This window comes from Cedecea davisae, assembly GCF_044095835.1.
GTDB lineage: Bacteria > Pseudomonadota > Gammaproteobacteria > Enterobacterales > Enterobacteriaceae > Cedecea > Cedecea davisae.
Map to the genome: position 1 here is coordinate 3,558,703 of NZ_CP172054.1, position 16,205 is coordinate 3,574,907.

18 protein-coding genes are annotated in these 16,205 nt (G+C 55.1%); 15 read left to right on the forward strand and 3 right to left on the reverse strand.

The features are described from left to right. Window positions 1–85 precede the first annotated feature (85 nt). The 5 genes from miaB (at window position 86) to lnt (ending at window position 5,774) form a co-directional block, all read left to right on the forward strand. The gene (gene miaB / locus ACG1VR_RS17025) at window positions 86–1,510 is read left to right on the forward strand and encodes a tRNA (N6-isopentenyl adenosine(37)-C2)-methylthiotransferase MiaB (RefSeq protein ID WP_039899143.1); all 1,425 of its coding nucleotides are present in this window, start codon (window positions 86–88) and stop codon (window positions 1,508–1,510) included. A gap of 211 nt (window positions 1,511–1,721) precedes the next feature. Further along, complete coding sequence (locus ACG1VR_RS17030) at window positions 1,722–2,783, forward strand: PhoH family protein (RefSeq protein WP_039897997.1); 1,062 nt, start codon at window positions 1,722–1,724, stop codon at window positions 2,781–2,783. Beyond that, the gene (gene ybeY, locus ACG1VR_RS17035) at window positions 2,780–3,247 is read left to right on the forward strand and encodes an rRNA maturation RNase YbeY (RefSeq protein WP_016535366.1); all 468 of its coding nucleotides are present in this window, start codon (window positions 2,780–2,782) and stop codon (window positions 3,245–3,247) included. The genes ACG1VR_RS17030 and ybeY overlap by 4 nt, the downstream gene beginning before the upstream one ends. Window positions 3,248–3,346: 99 nt before the next feature. Continuing rightward, window positions 3,347–4,225 carry a CNNM family magnesium/cobalt transport protein CorC gene (corC, locus tag ACG1VR_RS17040; RefSeq protein WP_016535365.1) on the forward strand — a complete coding sequence of 293 codons (879 nt, stop codon included), beginning with the start codon at window positions 3,347–3,349 and terminating at the stop codon, window positions 4,223–4,225. A 7-nt stretch (window positions 4,226–4,232) separates the two neighbouring features. Further along, entirely contained in the window at window positions 4,233–5,774 is a 1,542-nt protein-coding gene (gene lnt / locus ACG1VR_RS17045; RefSeq protein ID WP_016535364.1) for an apolipoprotein N-acyltransferase, read from the forward strand. A gap of 107 nt (window positions 5,775–5,881) precedes the next feature. Here lnt and ACG1VR_RS17050 read toward each other — a convergent pair whose 3' ends face one another. Continuing rightward, window positions 5,882–6,109 (reverse strand): hypothetical protein, encoded by a 228-nt coding sequence (locus ACG1VR_RS17050; RefSeq protein ID WP_395489390.1) that lies wholly within the window; start codon window positions 6,107–6,109, stop codon window positions 5,882–5,884. 46 nt (window positions 6,110–6,155) lie between these two features. Between ACG1VR_RS17050 and ACG1VR_RS17055 the strand changes: the two genes are divergently transcribed. From ACG1VR_RS17055 to ACG1VR_RS17070, 4 genes are all read left to right on the forward strand, one after another. After that, on the forward strand, window positions 6,156–7,067 hold the full coding sequence (locus ACG1VR_RS17055) for an amino acid ABC transporter substrate-binding protein (RefSeq protein WP_039897996.1): 912 nt from the start codon (window positions 6,156–6,158) through the stop codon (window positions 7,065–7,067). 199 nt (window positions 7,068–7,266) lie between these two features. Continuing rightward, the gene (locus ACG1VR_RS17060; protein ID WP_395489391.1) at window positions 7,267–8,007 is read left to right on the forward strand and encodes an amino acid ABC transporter permease; all 741 of its coding nucleotides are present in this window, start codon (window positions 7,267–7,269) and stop codon (window positions 8,005–8,007) included. After that, window positions 8,007–8,681 (forward strand): glutamate/aspartate ABC transporter permease GltK, encoded by a 675-nt coding sequence (gene gltK / locus ACG1VR_RS17065; protein WP_016535360.1) that lies wholly within the window; start codon window positions 8,007–8,009, stop codon window positions 8,679–8,681. The genes ACG1VR_RS17060 and gltK overlap by 1 nt, the downstream gene beginning before the upstream one ends. Next, window positions 8,681–9,406, forward strand: a complete 726-nt coding sequence (locus tag ACG1VR_RS17070) for an amino acid ABC transporter ATP-binding protein (protein WP_016535359.1) — start codon at window positions 8,681–8,683, stop codon at window positions 9,404–9,406. Before gltK ends, ACG1VR_RS17070 begins: the two co-directional genes overlap by 1 nt. A gap of 51 nt (window positions 9,407–9,457) precedes the next feature. On the opposite strand, the gene ACG1VR_RS17075 is transcribed toward ACG1VR_RS17070, so the two are convergent. Beyond that, entirely contained in the window at window positions 9,458–9,940 is a 483-nt protein-coding gene (locus ACG1VR_RS17075; protein WP_016535358.1) for a zinc ribbon-containing protein, read from the reverse strand. A 261-nt stretch (window positions 9,941–10,201) separates the two neighbouring features. Here ACG1VR_RS17075 and leuS point away from each other — a divergent pair, with 261 nt between their 5' ends. The 4 genes from leuS to nadD are packed head-to-tail and all read left to right on the forward strand — an operon-like array spanning window position 10,202 to window position 15,078. Then, window positions 10,202–12,784 carry a leucine--tRNA ligase gene (gene leuS, locus ACG1VR_RS17080; RefSeq protein ID WP_395489392.1) on the forward strand — a complete coding sequence of 861 codons (2,583 nt, stop codon included), beginning with the start codon at window positions 10,202–10,204 and terminating at the stop codon, window positions 12,782–12,784. 14 nt (window positions 12,785–12,798) lie between these two features. After that, window positions 12,799–13,410 carry an LPS assembly lipoprotein LptE gene (gene lptE / locus ACG1VR_RS17085; RefSeq protein WP_395489393.1) on the forward strand — a complete coding sequence of 204 codons (612 nt, stop codon included), beginning with the start codon at window positions 12,799–12,801 and terminating at the stop codon, window positions 13,408–13,410. Then, a complete protein-coding gene (gene holA / locus ACG1VR_RS17090; protein WP_172568075.1) occupies window positions 13,407–14,438 on the forward strand; it encodes a DNA polymerase III subunit delta in 1,032 nt (343 codons plus the stop codon). The genes lptE and holA overlap by 4 nt, the downstream gene beginning before the upstream one ends. Continuing rightward, complete coding sequence (nadD, locus tag ACG1VR_RS17095; RefSeq protein ID WP_016535354.1) at window positions 14,431–15,078, forward strand: nicotinate-nucleotide adenylyltransferase; 648 nt, start codon at window positions 14,431–14,433, stop codon at window positions 15,076–15,078. The genes holA and nadD overlap by 8 nt, the downstream gene beginning before the upstream one ends. Before the next feature lie 46 nt (window positions 15,079–15,124). Here nadD and ACG1VR_RS17100 read toward each other — a convergent pair whose 3' ends face one another. Then, window positions 15,125–15,322, reverse strand: a complete 198-nt coding sequence (locus ACG1VR_RS17100) for a hypothetical protein (protein WP_395489394.1) — start codon at window positions 15,320–15,322, stop codon at window positions 15,125–15,127. A gap of 74 nt (window positions 15,323–15,396) precedes the next feature. Between ACG1VR_RS17100 and rsfS the strand changes: the two genes are divergently transcribed. Continuing rightward, window positions 15,397–15,714 carry a ribosome silencing factor gene (gene rsfS, locus ACG1VR_RS17105; RefSeq protein ID WP_038474720.1) on the forward strand — a complete coding sequence of 106 codons (318 nt, stop codon included), beginning with the start codon at window positions 15,397–15,399 and terminating at the stop codon, window positions 15,712–15,714. Between the two features lie 3 nt (window positions 15,715–15,717). Then, on the forward strand, window positions 15,718–16,188 hold the full coding sequence (gene rlmH / locus ACG1VR_RS17110; protein WP_008456055.1) for a 23S rRNA (pseudouridine(1915)-N(3))-methyltransferase RlmH: 471 nt from the start codon (window positions 15,718–15,720) through the stop codon (window positions 16,186–16,188). Window positions 16,189–16,205 lie beyond the last annotated feature (17 nt).

The following is a 16,205-nucleotide window of genomic DNA, read 5'->3' on the forward strand; positions in this document are numbered from 1 at the left end:
GACTTTTCCCAGGCTGGTCACATCCATGGCAAAGCATTACACTATCGGGCTTAATTCCTGGCTTCACCTGAGCAATGGCAAGTCGATGACAAAAAAACTCCATATAAAAACCTGGGGCTGTCAGATGAACGAATACGATTCATCCAAGATGGCCGACCTGCTGGATAGCACCCACGGCTTTACGCTGACCGAGAACGCTGATGAAGCGGATGTCCTGCTGCTGAACACCTGTTCCATCCGCGAAAAAGCGCAGGAAAAGGTGTTTCATCTGCTTGGCCGCTGGAAGCACATCAAAGCCAAAAGACCGGATGTTATCATCGGCGTTGGCGGCTGCGTCGCCTCCCAGGAAGGGAAAAAAATTCGCCAGCGCGCGCATTATGTGGATATCGTCTTCGGGCCGCAAACCCTGCACCGCCTGCCGGAAATGATCAACCAGGTTCGCGGTACCCGCAGCCCGGTGGTTGACGTCAGCTTCCCGGAAATCGAAAAATTCGACCGCCTGCCGGAGCCAAAAGCCGAAGGCCCAACCGCCTTTGTTTCGATAATGGAAGGCTGCAATAAATATTGCACCTACTGCGTGGTGCCGTACACCCGTGGAGAAGAGGTCAGCCGCCCGTGCGACGATATTCTGTTTGAGGTTGCCCAACTGGCGGCCCAGGGCGTGCGTGAAGTTAACCTGCTCGGCCAGAACGTTAACGCATACCGCGGCGCGTCCTACGACGGCGGTATCTGCTCTTTTGCAGAACTGCTGCGCCTGGTGGCCGCCATCGACGGCATCGATCGCATTCGTTTTACCACCAGCCACCCGATCGAATTCACCGACGATATTATCGAAGTGTATCGCGACACGCCGGAGCTGGTGAGCTTCCTGCACCTGCCGATTCAGAGCGGTGCCGACCGCGTGCTGAATATGATGGGCCGCACCCACACCGCGCTGGAATATAAATCGACTATCCGCAAGCTGCGCGCGGCGCGCCCGGATATTCAGATAAGCTCTGACTTCATCGTCGGCTTCCCGGGCGAAACCCGCCAGGACTTCGAGCAAACCATGAAGCTTATCGCCGACGTTAACTTCGATACCAGCTTCAGCTTTATCTTCTCTGCCCGCCCGGGTACACCGGCGGCGGACATGGTGGATGACGTTCCGGAAGAAGAGAAGAAGCAGCGCCTCTATATTCTGCAGGACCGCATTAACCAGCAGGTAATGGAGTGGAGCCGCAAAATGCTCGGTACGGTGCAACGTATTTTGGTTGAAGGCACCTCGCGCAAAAGCATCATGCAGCTCTCCGGGCGTACCGAAAATAACCGCGTGGTGAACTTCGAAGGCACGCCGGACATGATTGGCAAATTCGTCGATGTTGAGATAACCGAAGTCCTGACCAACTCGCTGCGCGCCACGCTGGTTCGCACCGAAGATGAGATGGGCCTGCGCATCGCCGAAACGCCGGCATCCGTTATCGCCCGTACCCGCAAAGAGAACGACTCTGGCGTAGGTTTCTACCAGCCATAATCCTTCTTTGCCGCTGCCGGAGCGCTAACATCGTGCTCCGGCAACGAATCTCATCGCCCGTACTTGCATTCTGAATACATCACCCAAATATCAATTGCGACGCTTGCGCCATCACGACACGGGATAAATAATTTCCCTGTAGCCGGAACGAAATTTTCGGCGAAGCGAGACCGTTTACTCTAACTGGCCCCGAGTGACCCAGAGGATAAGTTTGAATATCGAAACAAGAGAATTAACGCTGGAACCTGCGGATAACGCCCGCCTGCTTAGCCTGTGCGGCCCGTTTGATGACAACATCAAACAGCTGGAGCGCCGACTGGGAATTGAAATCAACCGCCGTGACAATCACTTCAGACTCACCGGCCGGGATCTCTCAGTTAACGCCGCCGCGGATATTTTGCGCCATTTGTACGTGGATACCGCGCCAATGCGCGGCCAGAGCCAGGATATCAACCCGGAGCAGATCCACCTCGCTATAAAAGAAAGCCGCGTGCTGGAGCAAACGGCGGACAGCGTTCCTGATTACGGCAAAGCAATCAACATTAAGACCAAACGTGGGGTTATCAAACCACGTACGCCTAACCAGGCACAGTACATTGCCAATATTCTCGACCACGACATTACCTTCGGCATCGGCCCTGCCGGGACGGGGAAAACCTATCTCGCCGTTGCAGCCGCGGTTGACGCGCTCGAGCGCCAGGAGATTCGCCGAATTCTGCTGACCCGCCCCGCCGTCGAAGCGGGCGAAAAGCTTGGCTTCCTGCCGGGTGATTTAAGCCAGAAGGTGGACCCTTATCTGCGCCCGCTGTACGACGCCCTGTTTGAGATGCTTGGCTTTGAGAAGGTCGAAAAGCTCATCGAGCGCAACGTCATTGAAGTCGCGCCGCTGGCCTATATGCGCGGCCGCACGCTGAACGACGCCTTTGTTATCCTCGACGAAAGCCAGAACACTACGACCGAACAGATGAAAATGTTCCTGACCCGCATTGGCTTTAACTCCAAAGCGGTTATCACCGGCGACGTCACGCAGATAGACCTGCCGCGCAACCTGAAGTCAGGCCTGCGCCACGCGATAGACGTGCTGTCAGAAGTGGACGAAATCAGCTTTAACTTCCTCAATAGCGAAGACGTGGTGCGCCACCCGGTGGTTGCCCGCATCGTTAACGCCTACGAGGCATGGGAAAGCGCCGATCAAAAACGTAAAGACGAGCTTGCGGCCGAGCGTAAACGCGAAGCCCTGGCCCTGCAAGCCAGCGCTCAGGAGAGTAAATGAGTCAGGTTATTTTAGATTTACAGAACGCCTGCGAAGACGCCAGCGGCCTGCCGGAAGAGGCTCAATTTCAGCGTTGGTTAAATGCCGTTATTCCTCAGTTCCAGGAAGAGTCGGAAGTGACCGTTCGTCTGGTTGATGAAGCCGAGAGCCACGATCTTAACCTGACCTATCGCGGTAAAGATAAGCCCACCAACGTGCTTTCTTTCCCGTTTGAAGCGCCTCCGGGCATTGAGCTGCCGCTGCTCGGCGACCTGATAATCTGCCGTCAGGTGGTTGAGCAGGAAGCCAAAGAGCAGGAGAAGCCGCTGGAAGCCCACTGGGCGCACATGGTGGTACACGGCAGCCTGCATCTGCTCGGCTATGATCATATAGAAGATGAAGAAGCCGAAGAGATGGAAGCGCTGGAAACGGAGATAATGCTTGCTCTTGGGTATGCCGATCCGTACATTGCCGAGAAAGAATAGTCGGTTCAGGGCTTTCCCTGAGCCGCAGTAAAGCGCAGGCAGCGTACCATCAGGCTGCCTGTTAGTAATTGATTAATATGAGGCCTCAAACCAAACGCCATGAGCGACGACAACTCACAGAACAGTGACACGCCTGCCAGTAAAAAGGGATTCTTTTCCCTGATTCTCAACCAGCTATTCCACGGTGAGCCAAAAAACCGTGACGATCTGCTGACGCTTATTCGTGATTCTGAGCAAAACGATCTTATAGATCAGGACACCCGCGACATGCTCGAAGGGGTAATGGACATCGCCGACCAGCGCGTTCGCGATATCATGATCCCACGTTCGCAGATGGTGACGCTCAAGCACAATCAGACCCTGGACGAGTGCCTGGACGTTATTATCGAGTCCGCCCACTCCCGCTTCCCGGTCATTAGCGAAGATAAAGATCACATCGAAGGGATTCTGATGGCGAAAGATCTGCTGCCGTTTATGCGCAGCGATTCCGAGCCGTTTAGCATGGAAAAAGTGTTACGTCAGGTGGTTGTTGTACCTGAGAGCAAGCGCGTCGACCGCATGCTGAAAGAGTTTCGCCAGCAGCGCTACCACATGGCGATTGTGATAGACGAGTTCGGCGGCGTTTCCGGCCTTGTCACCATCGAAGATATTCTTGAGCTTATCGTCGGCGAAATCGAAGATGAGTACGACGATGAGGAAGACGGCGATTTCCGTCAGCTCAGCCGCCATACGTGGACGGTTCGGGCTCTGGCTTCTATCGAAGACTTCAACGACACCTTCGACACGCACTTTAGCGACGAAGAGGTCGATACGATCGGCGGCCTGGTTATGCAGGCGTTTGGGCACCTGCCCGCTCGCGGCGAAACCATTGAAATAGATGGTTACCAGTTCAAAGTCGCCATGGCAGATAGCCGCCGTATTATTCAGGTTCATGTCAGAATTCCGGACGACTCGCCGCAACCAAAACTGGACGACTAACTCAGCTATGGCTATAGCTCAACAACTTCAACGCCAGCGCGTTCGCCTGCTGCTGGCGCTTTTCTTTGGCGCCTGCGGGACGCTGGCCTTTTCTCCCTATGACTTCTGGCCGGCGGCTATTGTCTCTCTGGCCGGTTTACAGGGGCTAACGCTAAACCGTCGCCCGACGCAAAGCGCGTGGATAGGCTTCTTCTGGGGGCTTGGCCTGTTCGGCAGCGGCATTAACTGGGTGTATGTCAGCATCGCCCAGTTTGGCGGCATGCCCGGCCCGGTTAACGTGTTCCTGGTGGTGCTTCTCGCCGCTTATCTGTCACTGTATACCGGCCTGTTTGCCGGAATACTTAGCCGCCTGTGGCCAAAAACCACCTGGTGGCGCGTCGCTATTGCCGCGCCGGTAGTCTGGCAGATAACCGAGTTTCTGCGCGGCTGGGTGCTAACGGGCTTCCCGTGGCTTCAGTTCGGCTATAGCCAGATAGACGGCCCGCTAAAAGGCATCGCGCCGATTCTGGGCGTCGATAGCATCACCTTCCTGCTGATGATTATCAGCGGCCTGCTGGTTTACGCGCTGCAAATGCGTAAATGGGCGCCTGCCGTTGTCTCCGTCGCTTTGCTGTTGCTTCCGTGGCCGCTGCGGACCATTCAGTGGTTCCAGCCGCAGAGCGAGCGTCCCGTTGAAGTCGCGATGGTCCAGGGCGATATTCCCCAGTCGCTGAAATGGAACGAAAGCCAGCTGCTCGACACGCTGAAAATCTATCTTGATAAAACTCAGCCTGAAATGGGCAAAGCGCAGCTGATTATCTGGCCAGAATCGGCTATTTCCGATCTCGAGATTAACCAGCAGCCGTTCCTGACCATGATGGACGACCTGCTGCGTTCAAAGCACAGCTCGCTGATTACCGGGATAGTCGATGCGCGCCTGAACAAGCAAAACCGCTACGACACCTACAACACCATTATTACCCTGGGTGAAGGCAGTCCGTACGGCTACACCAGCGCTAATCGCTACAACAAAAATCACCTCGTGCCGTTCGGTGAGTTTGTACCGCTGGAGTCTATTCTGCGCCCGCTGGCACCGTTCTTTGATTTACCGATGTCCTCTTTCAGCCGCGGCCCGTATGTTCAGCCGCAGCTGGAATCTAACGGAATCAAACTGACGGCGGCGATTTGCTACGAGATTATTCTTGGCGAACAGGTGCGGGATAACTTCCGCCCGGACACCGACTTCCTGCTGACCATCTCTAACGATGCGTGGTTCGGGAAATCGATTGGCCCATGGCAGCACCTGCAAATGGCGCGTATGCGTTCCCTTGAACTGGGCCGCCCACTGTTGCGCAGCACCAATAACGGCGTAACCGCCGTGGTAAATGCCGAAGGTGATATTACCAACGTGCTCCCGCAGTTCACCCGCGACGTACTGGAAGCTAAAGTGACGCCAACCCGTGGCTTAACGCCGTATGCGCGCTTCGGTTTCTGGCCGCTGTGGGTCATTACCGCCCTGTTCGGCTTCGGCGCGCTGGTGATGAGCCTGCGCAACCGTAACAAAAAGTAATCCTCCTCCCTCTATAAAGGCCAGCTTATTTGCTGGCCTTTTTCATTTCTGGCACAGCGTTTGCTAGATTTTAACTGTAAAAATCAATTTATTGGCGCGAAGACGCCTTATAAGCCGCCTGTGGACGGCGATAAAAAATTCATGCACCAAAAAGCGACATCGCAAGCACCATTACGGTGCATTGGCATATCTTTGCCTTTAAACGGTGCGGCGCGCTTCGCAAAAATAAACATTCTCTTAGCAATTTCTTTACATTCAGCTAGGTTAAATGTTAACAAAAGAGCATTGCTCGACGATTTTTGCAGCATGAAAAAACAACAAAACACAACACTCACATCGGATACCCGTGCCTCCTCTGGCACTAAGATTAAGGAGTTAGATATGCAATTACGCAAACTGGCCACGGCAATGCTGGTGATGGGCATGAGCGCAACAATCGCCCACGCAGAAGACGCCAAACCTGCGGCTCAACAGTCAACGCTGGATAAAATCAAAGCCAATGGCGTTATCGTGGTCGGCCACCGTGAATCATCTGTACCTTTCTCTTATTACGACAACCAGCAGAAAGTGGTTGGCTACTCTCAGGACTACTCCAACGCCATCGTTGAAGCGGTGAAGAAGCAGCTCAACAAACCCGATCTGCAGGTTAAGCTGATCCCAATTACCTCCCAGAACCGTATTCCGCTGCTGCAAAACGGCACCTTCGATTTTGAATGCGGCTCAACCACCAACAACCTGGAACGTCAGAAACAAGCAGCCTTCTCCGACACTATCTTTGTAGTCGGCACGCGCCTGCTGGTGAAAAAAGGCGGCCCGATTAAAGACTTCCCGGATCTGAAAGGTAAAACGGTTGTTGTGACCTCCGGAACCACCTCCGAAATTCTGCTGAACAAGCTGAACGACGAGCAAAAACTGGGCATGCGCATCATCAGCGCTAAAGACCACGGCGACTCCTTCCGTACCCTGGAAAGCGGCCGTGCCGTTGCCTTTATGATGGATGACGCCCTGCTGGCAGGCGAGCGCGCCAAGGCCAAAAAACCGGACAACTGGGAGATCCTCGGCAAGCCGCAGTCCCAGGAAGCCTACGGTTGTATGCTGCGTAAAGACGACCCTGAATTCAAAAAGCTGATGGACAGCACCATCGCCCAGGCGCAGACCTCTGGCGAAGCCGCCAAATGGTTTGATAAATGGTTCAAGCAGCCGATTCCTCCTAAGAACCTGAACATGAACTTCGACCTTTCTGACGAAATGAAAGCGCTGTTCAAGGAACCAAACGACAAAGCTCTCAACTAATTAGAAACACAGGGGCCGGAAGAATCCGCCCTCCCGATTGACGAACTGAAGCCAGGACAGACTATGCGTCGGATGGTCGTTCCCCATCCGGCGTGAAGCGCCTAAAAATGCAGACAAAGATCTGCTTACGGGCGCAGGCTTCTCATCAATCTTCGAGGGTAGCAAAAGCTACCCTCTTTTTTTTATCTCGGAGTAAGTTATGTCTATAGACTGGAACTGGGGGATCTTTCTACAGCCCGCCCCGTTCGGCAACACAACCTATTTGGGCTGGATTTGGAATGGCTTCCAGGTCACCGTAGCCCTGTCAATTACCGCATGGATAATCGCTTTCCTGGTAGGATCGCTGTTCGGTATTTTACGCACCGTTCCTAATAAATGGCTTTCAGGGCTGGGCACACTATATGTCGAGCTATTCCGTAACGTCCCCCTGATAGTGCAGTTCTTTACCTGGTATCTGGTGGTCCCTGAGCTGCTGCCGGAAAACCTCGGCATGTGGTTTAAGTCCGAGCTGGATCCCAATATTCAGTTCTTCCTTTCGTCCATGATTTGCCTCGGGCTGTTTACCGCCGCCCGCGTCTGCGAGCAGGTTCGCGCCGCCATCCAGTCTCTTCCTCGCGGGCAAAAAAACGCCGCGCTGGCAATGGGGCTGACGCTGCCGCAGGCTTACCGCTACGTGCTGCTGCCTAACGCCTACCGCGTTATCGTCCCGCCGATGACTTCCGAAATGATGAACCTGGTGAAAAACTCGGCCATCGCTTCAACCATCGGCCTGGTGGATATGGCCGCTCAGGCGGGCAAACTGCTGGACTACTCGGCGCACGCCTATGAATCCTTTACCGCAATCACCCTTGCCTACGTGCTGATTAACGCCGTCATCATGGGTGTGATGTTTATCGTGGAACGTAAAATTCGCCTGCCGGGCAATATGGGAGGCAAATAATGCACGATTTTGACTGGAGTTCTATTCTGCCCGCCCTGCCGTTTTTAATGCAGGGGCTGGTGATTACGCTGAAAATCACCGTTACCGCGGTGGTTATCGGTATTGTCTGGGGCACGCTGCTGGCGGTCATGCGGTTGTCGAGCTTTAAGCCCGTTGCCTGGTTTGCTACCGCCTACGTCAACGTCTTCCGCTCCGTGCCGCTGGTGATGGTGCTGCTGTGGTTTTACCTGGTGGTGCCGGGCTTCCTGCAGTCGGTACTCGGCCTGTCGCCAAAGACCGATATTCGCCTGATCTCCGCGATGGTGGCCTTCTCGATGTTCGAGGCCGCTTACTACTCGGAAATCATCCGCGCCGGTATCCAGAGCATTTCTCGCGGGCAGTCCAACGCCGCGCTGGCGCTGGGCATGACCCAGTGGCAGTCGATGAAGTTAATTATCCTGCCGCAGGCCTTCCGCGCGATGGTCCCGCTGCTGCTAACCCAGGGCATCGTGCTGTTCCAGGATACCTCGCTGGTTTATGTCCTGAGCCTGGCAGACTTCTTCCGTACCGCATCGACCATCGGCGAGCGTGACGGAACCCAGGTCGAGATGATCCTGTTTGCCGGTCTGGTCTATTTTGTTATTAGCCTTAGCGCGTCGTTGTTGGTCAGCTATTTGAAGAAAAGGACTGTTTAATGATTACCCTGAAAAATGTTTCTAAATGGTATGGTCACTTTCAGGTGCTGACCGACTGCTCCACCGAAGTGAAAAAAGGCGAAGTGGTGGTCGTTTGCGGGCCTTCCGGCTCCGGTAAATCCACGCTGATTAAAACCGTTAACGGCCTTGAGCCGGTACAGAAAGGCGAGATCCTGGTTAACGGCACTCAGGTGAACGACAAAAAAACCAACCTGGCGCAGCTGCGTTCGCACGTCGGCATGGTGTTCCAGCACTTTGAGCTGTTCCCGCACCTGTCGATTATCGAGAACCTGACGCTTGCCCAGGTAAAAGTGCTGAAGCGTGATAAAGCCGCTTCCCGCGCCAAAGGGCTGAAACTGCTCGAACGCGTAGGGCTTTCTGCCCATGCCGATAAATATCCGGCACAGCTTTCGGGCGGCCAGCAGCAGCGCGTGGCCATCGCTCGCGCTCTGTGTATGGATCCTATCGCCATGCTGTTTGACGAACCCACCTCCGCGCTGGATCCGGAAATGATCAACGAAGTGCTGGACGTTATGGTAGAGCTGGCTAACGAAGGCATGACGATGATGGTGGTCACCCACGAAATGGGCTTCGCCCGCAAAGTGGCGAACCGCGTTATTTTTATGGATGAGGGTAAAATTGTTGAGGACTCTAACAAAGACGACTTCTTCAATAACCCGCAGTCAGAACGCGCTAAAGACTTCCTCGCAAAAATTCTGCACTAAACAAGTCGCGTCACCAAAGTAAAAAGCCTTCCCCAACGGGAAGGCTTTCTTTTAGGGTTCGAATGGCCGGCGATGAAATTGGTTATGGCCGCACTTAGGGCAGACAGGTAAGACTTCAGGCGTGTAAATCGCAATATGATGGTGGCAATTCTCACAGACCAGATTGCCAAGCCCGACGACCTCGCCGCTGTGATAAACGCCGTGGTGGCTGAGATCTTTAAACACCTCACGCCACTCAAGCTGCGTCTTGTCGGTGATATCCGCCAGTTCCTGCCACAGGCTTTCTTTTATCACCCGCATAAAGACGCTATCGGTAAACTCCTCATGGCTTTCGCCGTAGCTGCGGGCAAATTCCTCCAGGTCACGGCGCACCGCTCGCGTCACTTCTTCTATTTCGGTTCGGGTCAGTTCGCCGGTATCGTTCATTTGTTTGCGCGCGCTGGCGACCAGCTCATCGATATCACGCTCGCCCTTGCGCAGCCGCTCGCTCAGCGACTCAACCAGTTCCCGGTAAAATTGAGCAACCTTGTTCATCGTTAGCCTGCCTCCTTGAAGGGTTCCTGCATTTGCAGTGTGGTAACCACTCTAAGAGTAGACGTTAATCGGCCAACGCTTTGTTAGTTTAGCCACACCCGGAGTAAAAAACTGCAAGTTAACCAGAACGGTGAAAAGGCCAATCGGCTCGTCGAAAGGCTGTTTTGCCGCTGTCTAATCGGCTATGCTATGCCTGTCTGAACTCAAATCACTAAAGGCTACTTTCGTAGCTGTCTTTCATTAACAGGACTACTGGCTGCCATGCAAGAGCAATACCGCCCGGAAGAGATAGAATCCAACGTCCAGCAACACTGGCAAGAGAACCGTACTTTTGAAGTGACCGAAGACGAAGGCAAAGAGAAATATTACTGCCTCTCAATGCTGCCCTATCCTTCTGGCCGACTACATATGGGCCACGTCCGCAACTACACCATCGGCGACGTTATCGCACGCTACCAGCGTATGCTGGGCAAAAACGTCATGCAGCCGATTGGCTGGGATGCGTTTGGTCTGCCTGCTGAAGGCGCAGCGGTTAAAAACAATACCGCACCGGCTCCGTGGACCTACGACAACATCAATTACATGAAAAACCAGCTCAAAACGCTGGGCTTTGGCTATGACTGGAGCCGCGAGCTGGCAACCTGTACCCCGGAATATTACCGTTGGGAACAGCAATTCTTCACTCAGCTGTACAACAAAGGCCTGGTTTACAAAAAAACCTCGGCGGTTAACTGGTGCCCGAACGACCAGACCGTGCTGGCCAACGAGCAGGTTATCGACGGCTGCTGCTGGCGCTGCGATACCAAGGTTGAGCGTAAAGAAATTCCACAATGGTTTATTAAAATCACCGCCTATGCCGACGAACTGCTGAATGACCTGGACACGCTGGACCACTGGCCGGATCAGGTTAAAACCATGCAGCGCAACTGGATTGGCCGTTCCGAAGGCGTAGAAATTACCTTCGACGTCGAAAACAGCGCCGAAAAGCTGACCGTTTACACCACCCGCCCTGACACCTTCATGGGCGTGACCTACCTGGCCGTTGCCGCGGGTCACCCTCTGGCGCAGCAGGCTGCGGTAAACAACCCGGCTCTTGCCGAGTTTATCGACGAATGCCGCAATACCAAAGTAGCCGAAGCCGATATGGCGACTATGGAGAAGAAAGGCGTTGCCACAGGCATTAACGCTATTCATCCTCTGACCGGCGAAAGCGTTCCAGTTTGGGTCGCAAACTTCGTGCTGATGGAATACGGCACCGGCGCGGTCATGGCCGTTCCGGGTCACGACCAGCGCGACTGGGAATTCGCCACTAAATACGGACTGCAAATCAAACCGGTTATCCTCAATGCCGACGGCAGCGAGCCGGACCTGTCTGGCGCAGCAATGACCGAAAAAGGCGCGCTGTTCAACTCCGGTGAGTTCAACGGCCTGGACTTCCAGCAGGCGTTCAACGCCATTGCCGATAAGTTAGCGGCTAAAGGCGTGGGCGAGCGTAAAGTTAACTTCCGTCTGCGCGACTGGGGCGTTTCCCGTCAGCGTTACTGGGGCGCACCAATCCCGATGGTGACTCTGGAAGACGGCACCGTAATGCCAACGCCTGAAGATCAGCTCCCGGTTATCCTGCCGGAAGACGTAGTGATGGACGGCATTACCAGCCCGATCAAAGCGGATCCTGAGTGGGCAAAAACCACCGTCAACGGTATGCCTGCCCTGCGCGAAACCGATACCTTCGACACCTTTATGGAGTCGTCCTGGTACTACGCGCGCTACACCAGCCCGCAGTACGACAAAGGCATGCTGGACTCCAAAGCGGCCAACTACTGGCTGCCGGTAGATATCTACATCGGCGGTATCGAACACGCCATCATGCACCTGCTCTACTTCCGCTTCTTCCACAAGCTGATGCGCGACGCGGGCATGGTCAACTCCGACGAACCGGCTAAGCAGTTGCTGTGCCAGGGCATGGTGCTGGCAGATGCCTTCTACTACACCGGCAACAACGGCGAGCGCAACTGGGTCTCTCCGGCAGAAGCCATCGTCGAGCGTGATGACAAAGGCCGCATTGTTAAAGCCCGTGACGCAGAGGGCCGTGAACTGGTCTATGCTGGCATGAGCAAAATGTCGAAGTCGAAAAACAACGGCATCGACCCGCAGGTTATGGTCCAGCGCTACGGCGCGGATACCGTGCGTCTGTTTATGATGTTTGCTTCACCGGCAGACATGACGCTCGAGTGGCAGGAATCCGGCGTGGAAGGCGCAAACCGCTTCCTGAAACGCGTCTGGAAACTGGTTTACGAGCACACCAGCCGCGGTGCAGCTCCGGCGCTGGATATTGCCGCGCTGAGCGAAGATCAGAAAGCGCTGCGTCGTGATGTGCATAAAACTATCGCTAAAGTGACCGATGATATCGGCCGCCGTCAGACCTTTAACACCGCCATCGCCGCCATTATGGAGCTGATGAACAAGCTGGCTAAAGCCCCTCAGGAAGGCGAGCAAGATCGTGCTCTGCTGAATGAAGCGCTGTTGGCCGTGGTGCGTATGCTTTATCCGTTCACCCCACACGTTTGCTTCGATATGTGGCAGTCGCTGGGCGGCGAAGGCGATGTTGACAATGCACCGTGGCCGCAGGCCGACGAACAAGCAATGGTGGAAGATTCTCGCCTGGTCGTGGTTCAGGTTAACGGTAAGGTACGCGGCAAAGTCACCGTACCAGCAGATGCTACCGAAGCGCAGGTTCGTGAGCGTGCAGGTCAGGAACATCTGGTGGCGAAATATCTTGAGGGCGTAACCGTGCGTAAAGTGATTTACGTTCCGGGTAAACTGCTCAACCTGGTTGTGGGCTAAGCGCAGGAGGAAGTGTGCGACATCCCTTTGTCACTTTGTTAGTAAGCCTGGCGGTGCTGGTCACCGCCGGATGTGGTTTTCACCTGCGTGGTAACACGCAGGTTCCTACTGAGATGAAGACGCTGATCCTCAACTCCAGCGATCCTAACGGCCCGTTGACCCGTGAGATCCGCCAACAGCTGCGCTTAAACGGCGTCACTATCGTTGACGATACGGGCACCGGCGTGCGTAAAGATATTCCATCTCTGCGCGTGGGCAGTGCCGGGGTGGGCCAGGATACCGTTTCGGTGTTCCAGAACGGCCAGACCGCGGAATACCAGATGGTGATGACCGTCAACGCTCAGGTGCTGATCCCGGGCCACGACATTTATCCTATCAGCGCGACGACCTATCGCTCGTTCTTTGATAACCCACTGACTGCCCTGGCGAAAGATGCCGAGCAGGATTTGATTATCAAAGAGATGTATACCAACGTTGCTCAACAGCTGATCCGTAAGCTGCTGGCGGTTCACGCTGCCGATCTTGATGCCACTAAGGATGCGGAAAAACCGGTAAGCACGCCAAAACCAGCCGCTCCGGCTGGCCGGGTATCCACCACTCTGTCGGCAACCTCCGGTAGCCAATGATTCGAGTGTACCCGGAACAACTCCACGCGCAGCTCAATGAAGGGCTGCGCGCGGCGTATCTGCTGGCAGGCAACGACCCTCTTCTGCTCCAGGAAAGCCAGGATGCGGTGCGCAAAAGCGCCCAGCAGCACGGCTTTGAAGAACACCACAGCGTCCAGATAGACGCCTCCACCGACTGGCAGGCTCTGTTCTCTATTTGCCAGGCGCTCAGCCTGTTCGCCAGTCGTCAAACTTTGCTTCTACTGCTGCCGGAAAACGGCCCTAATGCCGCCATTAACGCGCAGCTGGAAACCCTGGTCAGCCTGCTGCACGACGATATTCTGCTGCTGGTTCGCGGTAACAAATTCACCAAAGCGCAGGAAAATGCAGCCTGGTTTACCCAACTGGCGAACCGTTCGGTATTGGTAACCTGCCAGACCCCCGAGCAGGCAAATCTCCCGCGCTGGGTCGCTCAGCGTGCCAGGCAGATGAACCTGACGCTGGATGATGCGGCAAACCAGCTGCTCTGCTATTGCTACGAAGGCAATCTGCTGGCGCTCTCCCAGGCGCTGGAAAGGCTGTCGCTTATCTGGCCGGACGGCAAACTGACGCTGCCCCGCGTGGAACAGGCGGTGAACGATGCCGCGCACTTTACGCCTTTCCACTGGGTAGATGCCCTGCTCGCCGGGAAAAGCAAACGCGCGCTGCACATCCTCCAGCAATTGCGCCTTGAGGCCAGCGAGCCGGTCATTTTACTGCGCACGCTACAGCGAGAGCTATTGCAGCTCGTCAACCTCAAGCGTGAATCAGCGACAACCCCTCTGCGCACTCTGTTCGACCAGCAGCGGGTATGGCAAAACCGCCGCCAGTTGGTAACCGAGGCATTGAACCGGGTTTCGAGCGAGCAGCTCTACCAGGCCGTTCGCCTGCTTACCCGGGTTGAGCTAACGCTGAAACAGGATTATGGTCAGTCGGTTTGGGAAGATCTGGAAGGTCTCTCATTACTGATTTGCCACAAAGCATTACCGGAAATTTTTATCGATGTCTGACGCTTCGCTCCTGGCGCTTTATGGCGGGACCTTTGATCCCATTCATTACGGGCATCTGAAGTCAGTTGAGGCGCTTGCCCGGCAGGTTTTGCTGCGCCGGGTCACCATCATGCCGAATAATGTGCCGCCGCATCGCCCACAGCCGGAAGCCAGCAGCGAACAACGTAAAGCGATGATTGAACTGGCAATTGCCGGGAACCCGCTGTTTACCCTGGATGACCGCGAGCTGTCTCGATCCACGCCCTCGTGGACCGTTGAAACGCTTGAACAATTGCGGGCAGAAATCGGGCACTCGCAGCCGCTGGCGTTTATCATCGGCCAGGACTCTTTACTCAGCCTGCACCGCTGGAACCGCTGGGAAGAACTCCTGTCTCTGTGCCACCTGCTGGTAACGCAGCGCCCGGGCTATCCTCTGGCGATGGAAACCCCGGAACAGCAGGCATGGCTGGCGCAGAACCTCACCGATTCGGTAGCCACGCTGCACCAGCGGCCATCGGGCAACGTCTTTCTGGCACAGACGCCGCTCTACGATATTTCGGCCACCGTCATCCGCCAGCGCCTTGAAGAAAACCAGCCCTGCGACGATCTGCTACCGCCCGAGGTACTGGCTTTTATTCTGCAACATGGCCTCTATCGTTAAGCCATTCAGCGGAGTCTGAATCACCGGCGGGATGAACCGGTTTACACTATTCTAATTCACCGGAAACGACAGGCGCACGCCAGCCATTGACACCACCCCTCAGGCTGTTATGCTCCGCTGCCATAATTTCCTGCCCGTAAATCCGGCTTTTCTGAAATAGTTTTACAAAAATGGCGATGCAAACTCCGGCGCGCAATGGGATGATAGCCCGCGATCCGCGCTGGACGGCCAATTTTTCAGCCAAAGCCGCCTGCCCTGTTGGGTATAATGGTTATTTACGGGCCAAACTACACACTCTCATTCTCTCAGGGGGAACACTTGCAGGGTAAAGCACTTCAGGATTTCATCGTCGATAAAATCGACGACCTCAAAGGCCAGGATATCATCGCTATCGATGTTAAAGGCAAATCAAGCATCACGGATTGCATGGTTATCTGTACCGGAACCTCCAACCGCCACGTGATGTCCATCGCTGAACACGTTGTTCAATCCTCCCGCGAAGTTGGCCTGTCGCCAATGGGCGTGAAGGGCATCAACGCTTCCGACTGGGTTGTTGTCGATCTGGGCGAAATTATCGTTCACGTCATGCAGGAAGAGAGCCGCCAGCTGTACGAACTGGAAAAACTCTGGAGCTAACGGGTGAAGCTGCAACTGGTGGCCGTTGGAACCAAAATGCCTGACTGGGTGCAGACCGGCTTTACCGAGTACCTGCGTCGTTTCCCTAAAGACATGCCGTTTGAGCTGGTTGAAATTCCGGCTGGAAAACGCGGAAAAAATGCCGATATCAAACGTATCCTCGAAAAAGAGGGCGAAATGATGCTGGCCGCCGCGGGCAAAGGTAACCGAATCGTAACGCTGGATATCCCCGGGCAACCGTGGGATACGCCCCAGCTTGCGACGCAGCTCGAGCGCTGGAAACAGGATGGCCGCGACGTCAGCCTGCTGATTGGCGGGCCGGAGGGCTTAGCGCCAGCCTGCAAAGCCGCCGCCGAGCAAAGCTGGTCGCTTTCCACGCTCACCATGCCCCACCCGCTGGTCAGGGTGCTGGTAGCGGAGAGTCTGTACCGGGCGTGGAGCATTACCACCAATCATCCTTATCATCGTGAGTAAACCTGAGCGGGTAATAC

Excerpts from the sequence above, each read along its gene's own strand:
- nadD (WP_016535354.1), top strand. The coding sequence starts at position 14,431 with ATGTCTGACGCTTCGCTCCTGGCGCTTTATGGCGGGACCTTTGATCCC.
- ACG1VR_RS17070 (WP_016535359.1), top strand. The coding sequence starts at position 8,681 with ATGATTACCCTGAAAAATGTTTCTAAATGGTATGGTCACTTTCAGGTG.
- ACG1VR_RS17055 (WP_039897996.1), top strand. The coding sequence starts at position 6,156 with ATGCAATTACGCAAACTGGCCACGGCAATGCTGGTGATGGGCATGAGC.
- lnt (WP_016535364.1), top strand. The coding sequence starts at position 4,233 with ATGGCTATAGCTCAACAACTTCAACGCCAGCGCGTTCGCCTGCTGCTG.
- corC (WP_016535365.1), top strand. The coding sequence starts at position 3,347 with ATGAGCGACGACAACTCACAGAACAGTGACACGCCTGCCAGTAAAAAG.
- miaB (WP_039899143.1), top strand. The coding sequence starts at position 86 with ATGACAAAAAAACTCCATATAAAAACCTGGGGCTGTCAGATGAACGAA.
- ACG1VR_RS17075 (WP_016535358.1), bottom strand. The coding sequence starts at position 9,940 with ATGAACAAGGTTGCTCAATTTTACCGGGAACTGGTTGAGTCGCTGAGC.
- gltK (WP_016535360.1), top strand. The coding sequence starts at position 8,007 with ATGCACGATTTTGACTGGAGTTCTATTCTGCCCGCCCTGCCGTTTTTA.
- holA (WP_172568075.1), top strand. The coding sequence starts at position 13,407 with ATGATTCGAGTGTACCCGGAACAACTCCACGCGCAGCTCAATGAAGGG.
- leuS (WP_395489392.1), top strand. The coding sequence starts at position 10,202 with ATGCAAGAGCAATACCGCCCGGAAGAGATAGAATCCAACGTCCAGCAA.
- ybeY (WP_016535366.1), top strand. The coding sequence starts at position 2,780 with ATGAGTCAGGTTATTTTAGATTTACAGAACGCCTGCGAAGACGCCAGC.
- ACG1VR_RS17060 (WP_395489391.1), top strand. The coding sequence starts at position 7,267 with ATGTCTATAGACTGGAACTGGGGGATCTTTCTACAGCCCGCCCCGTTC.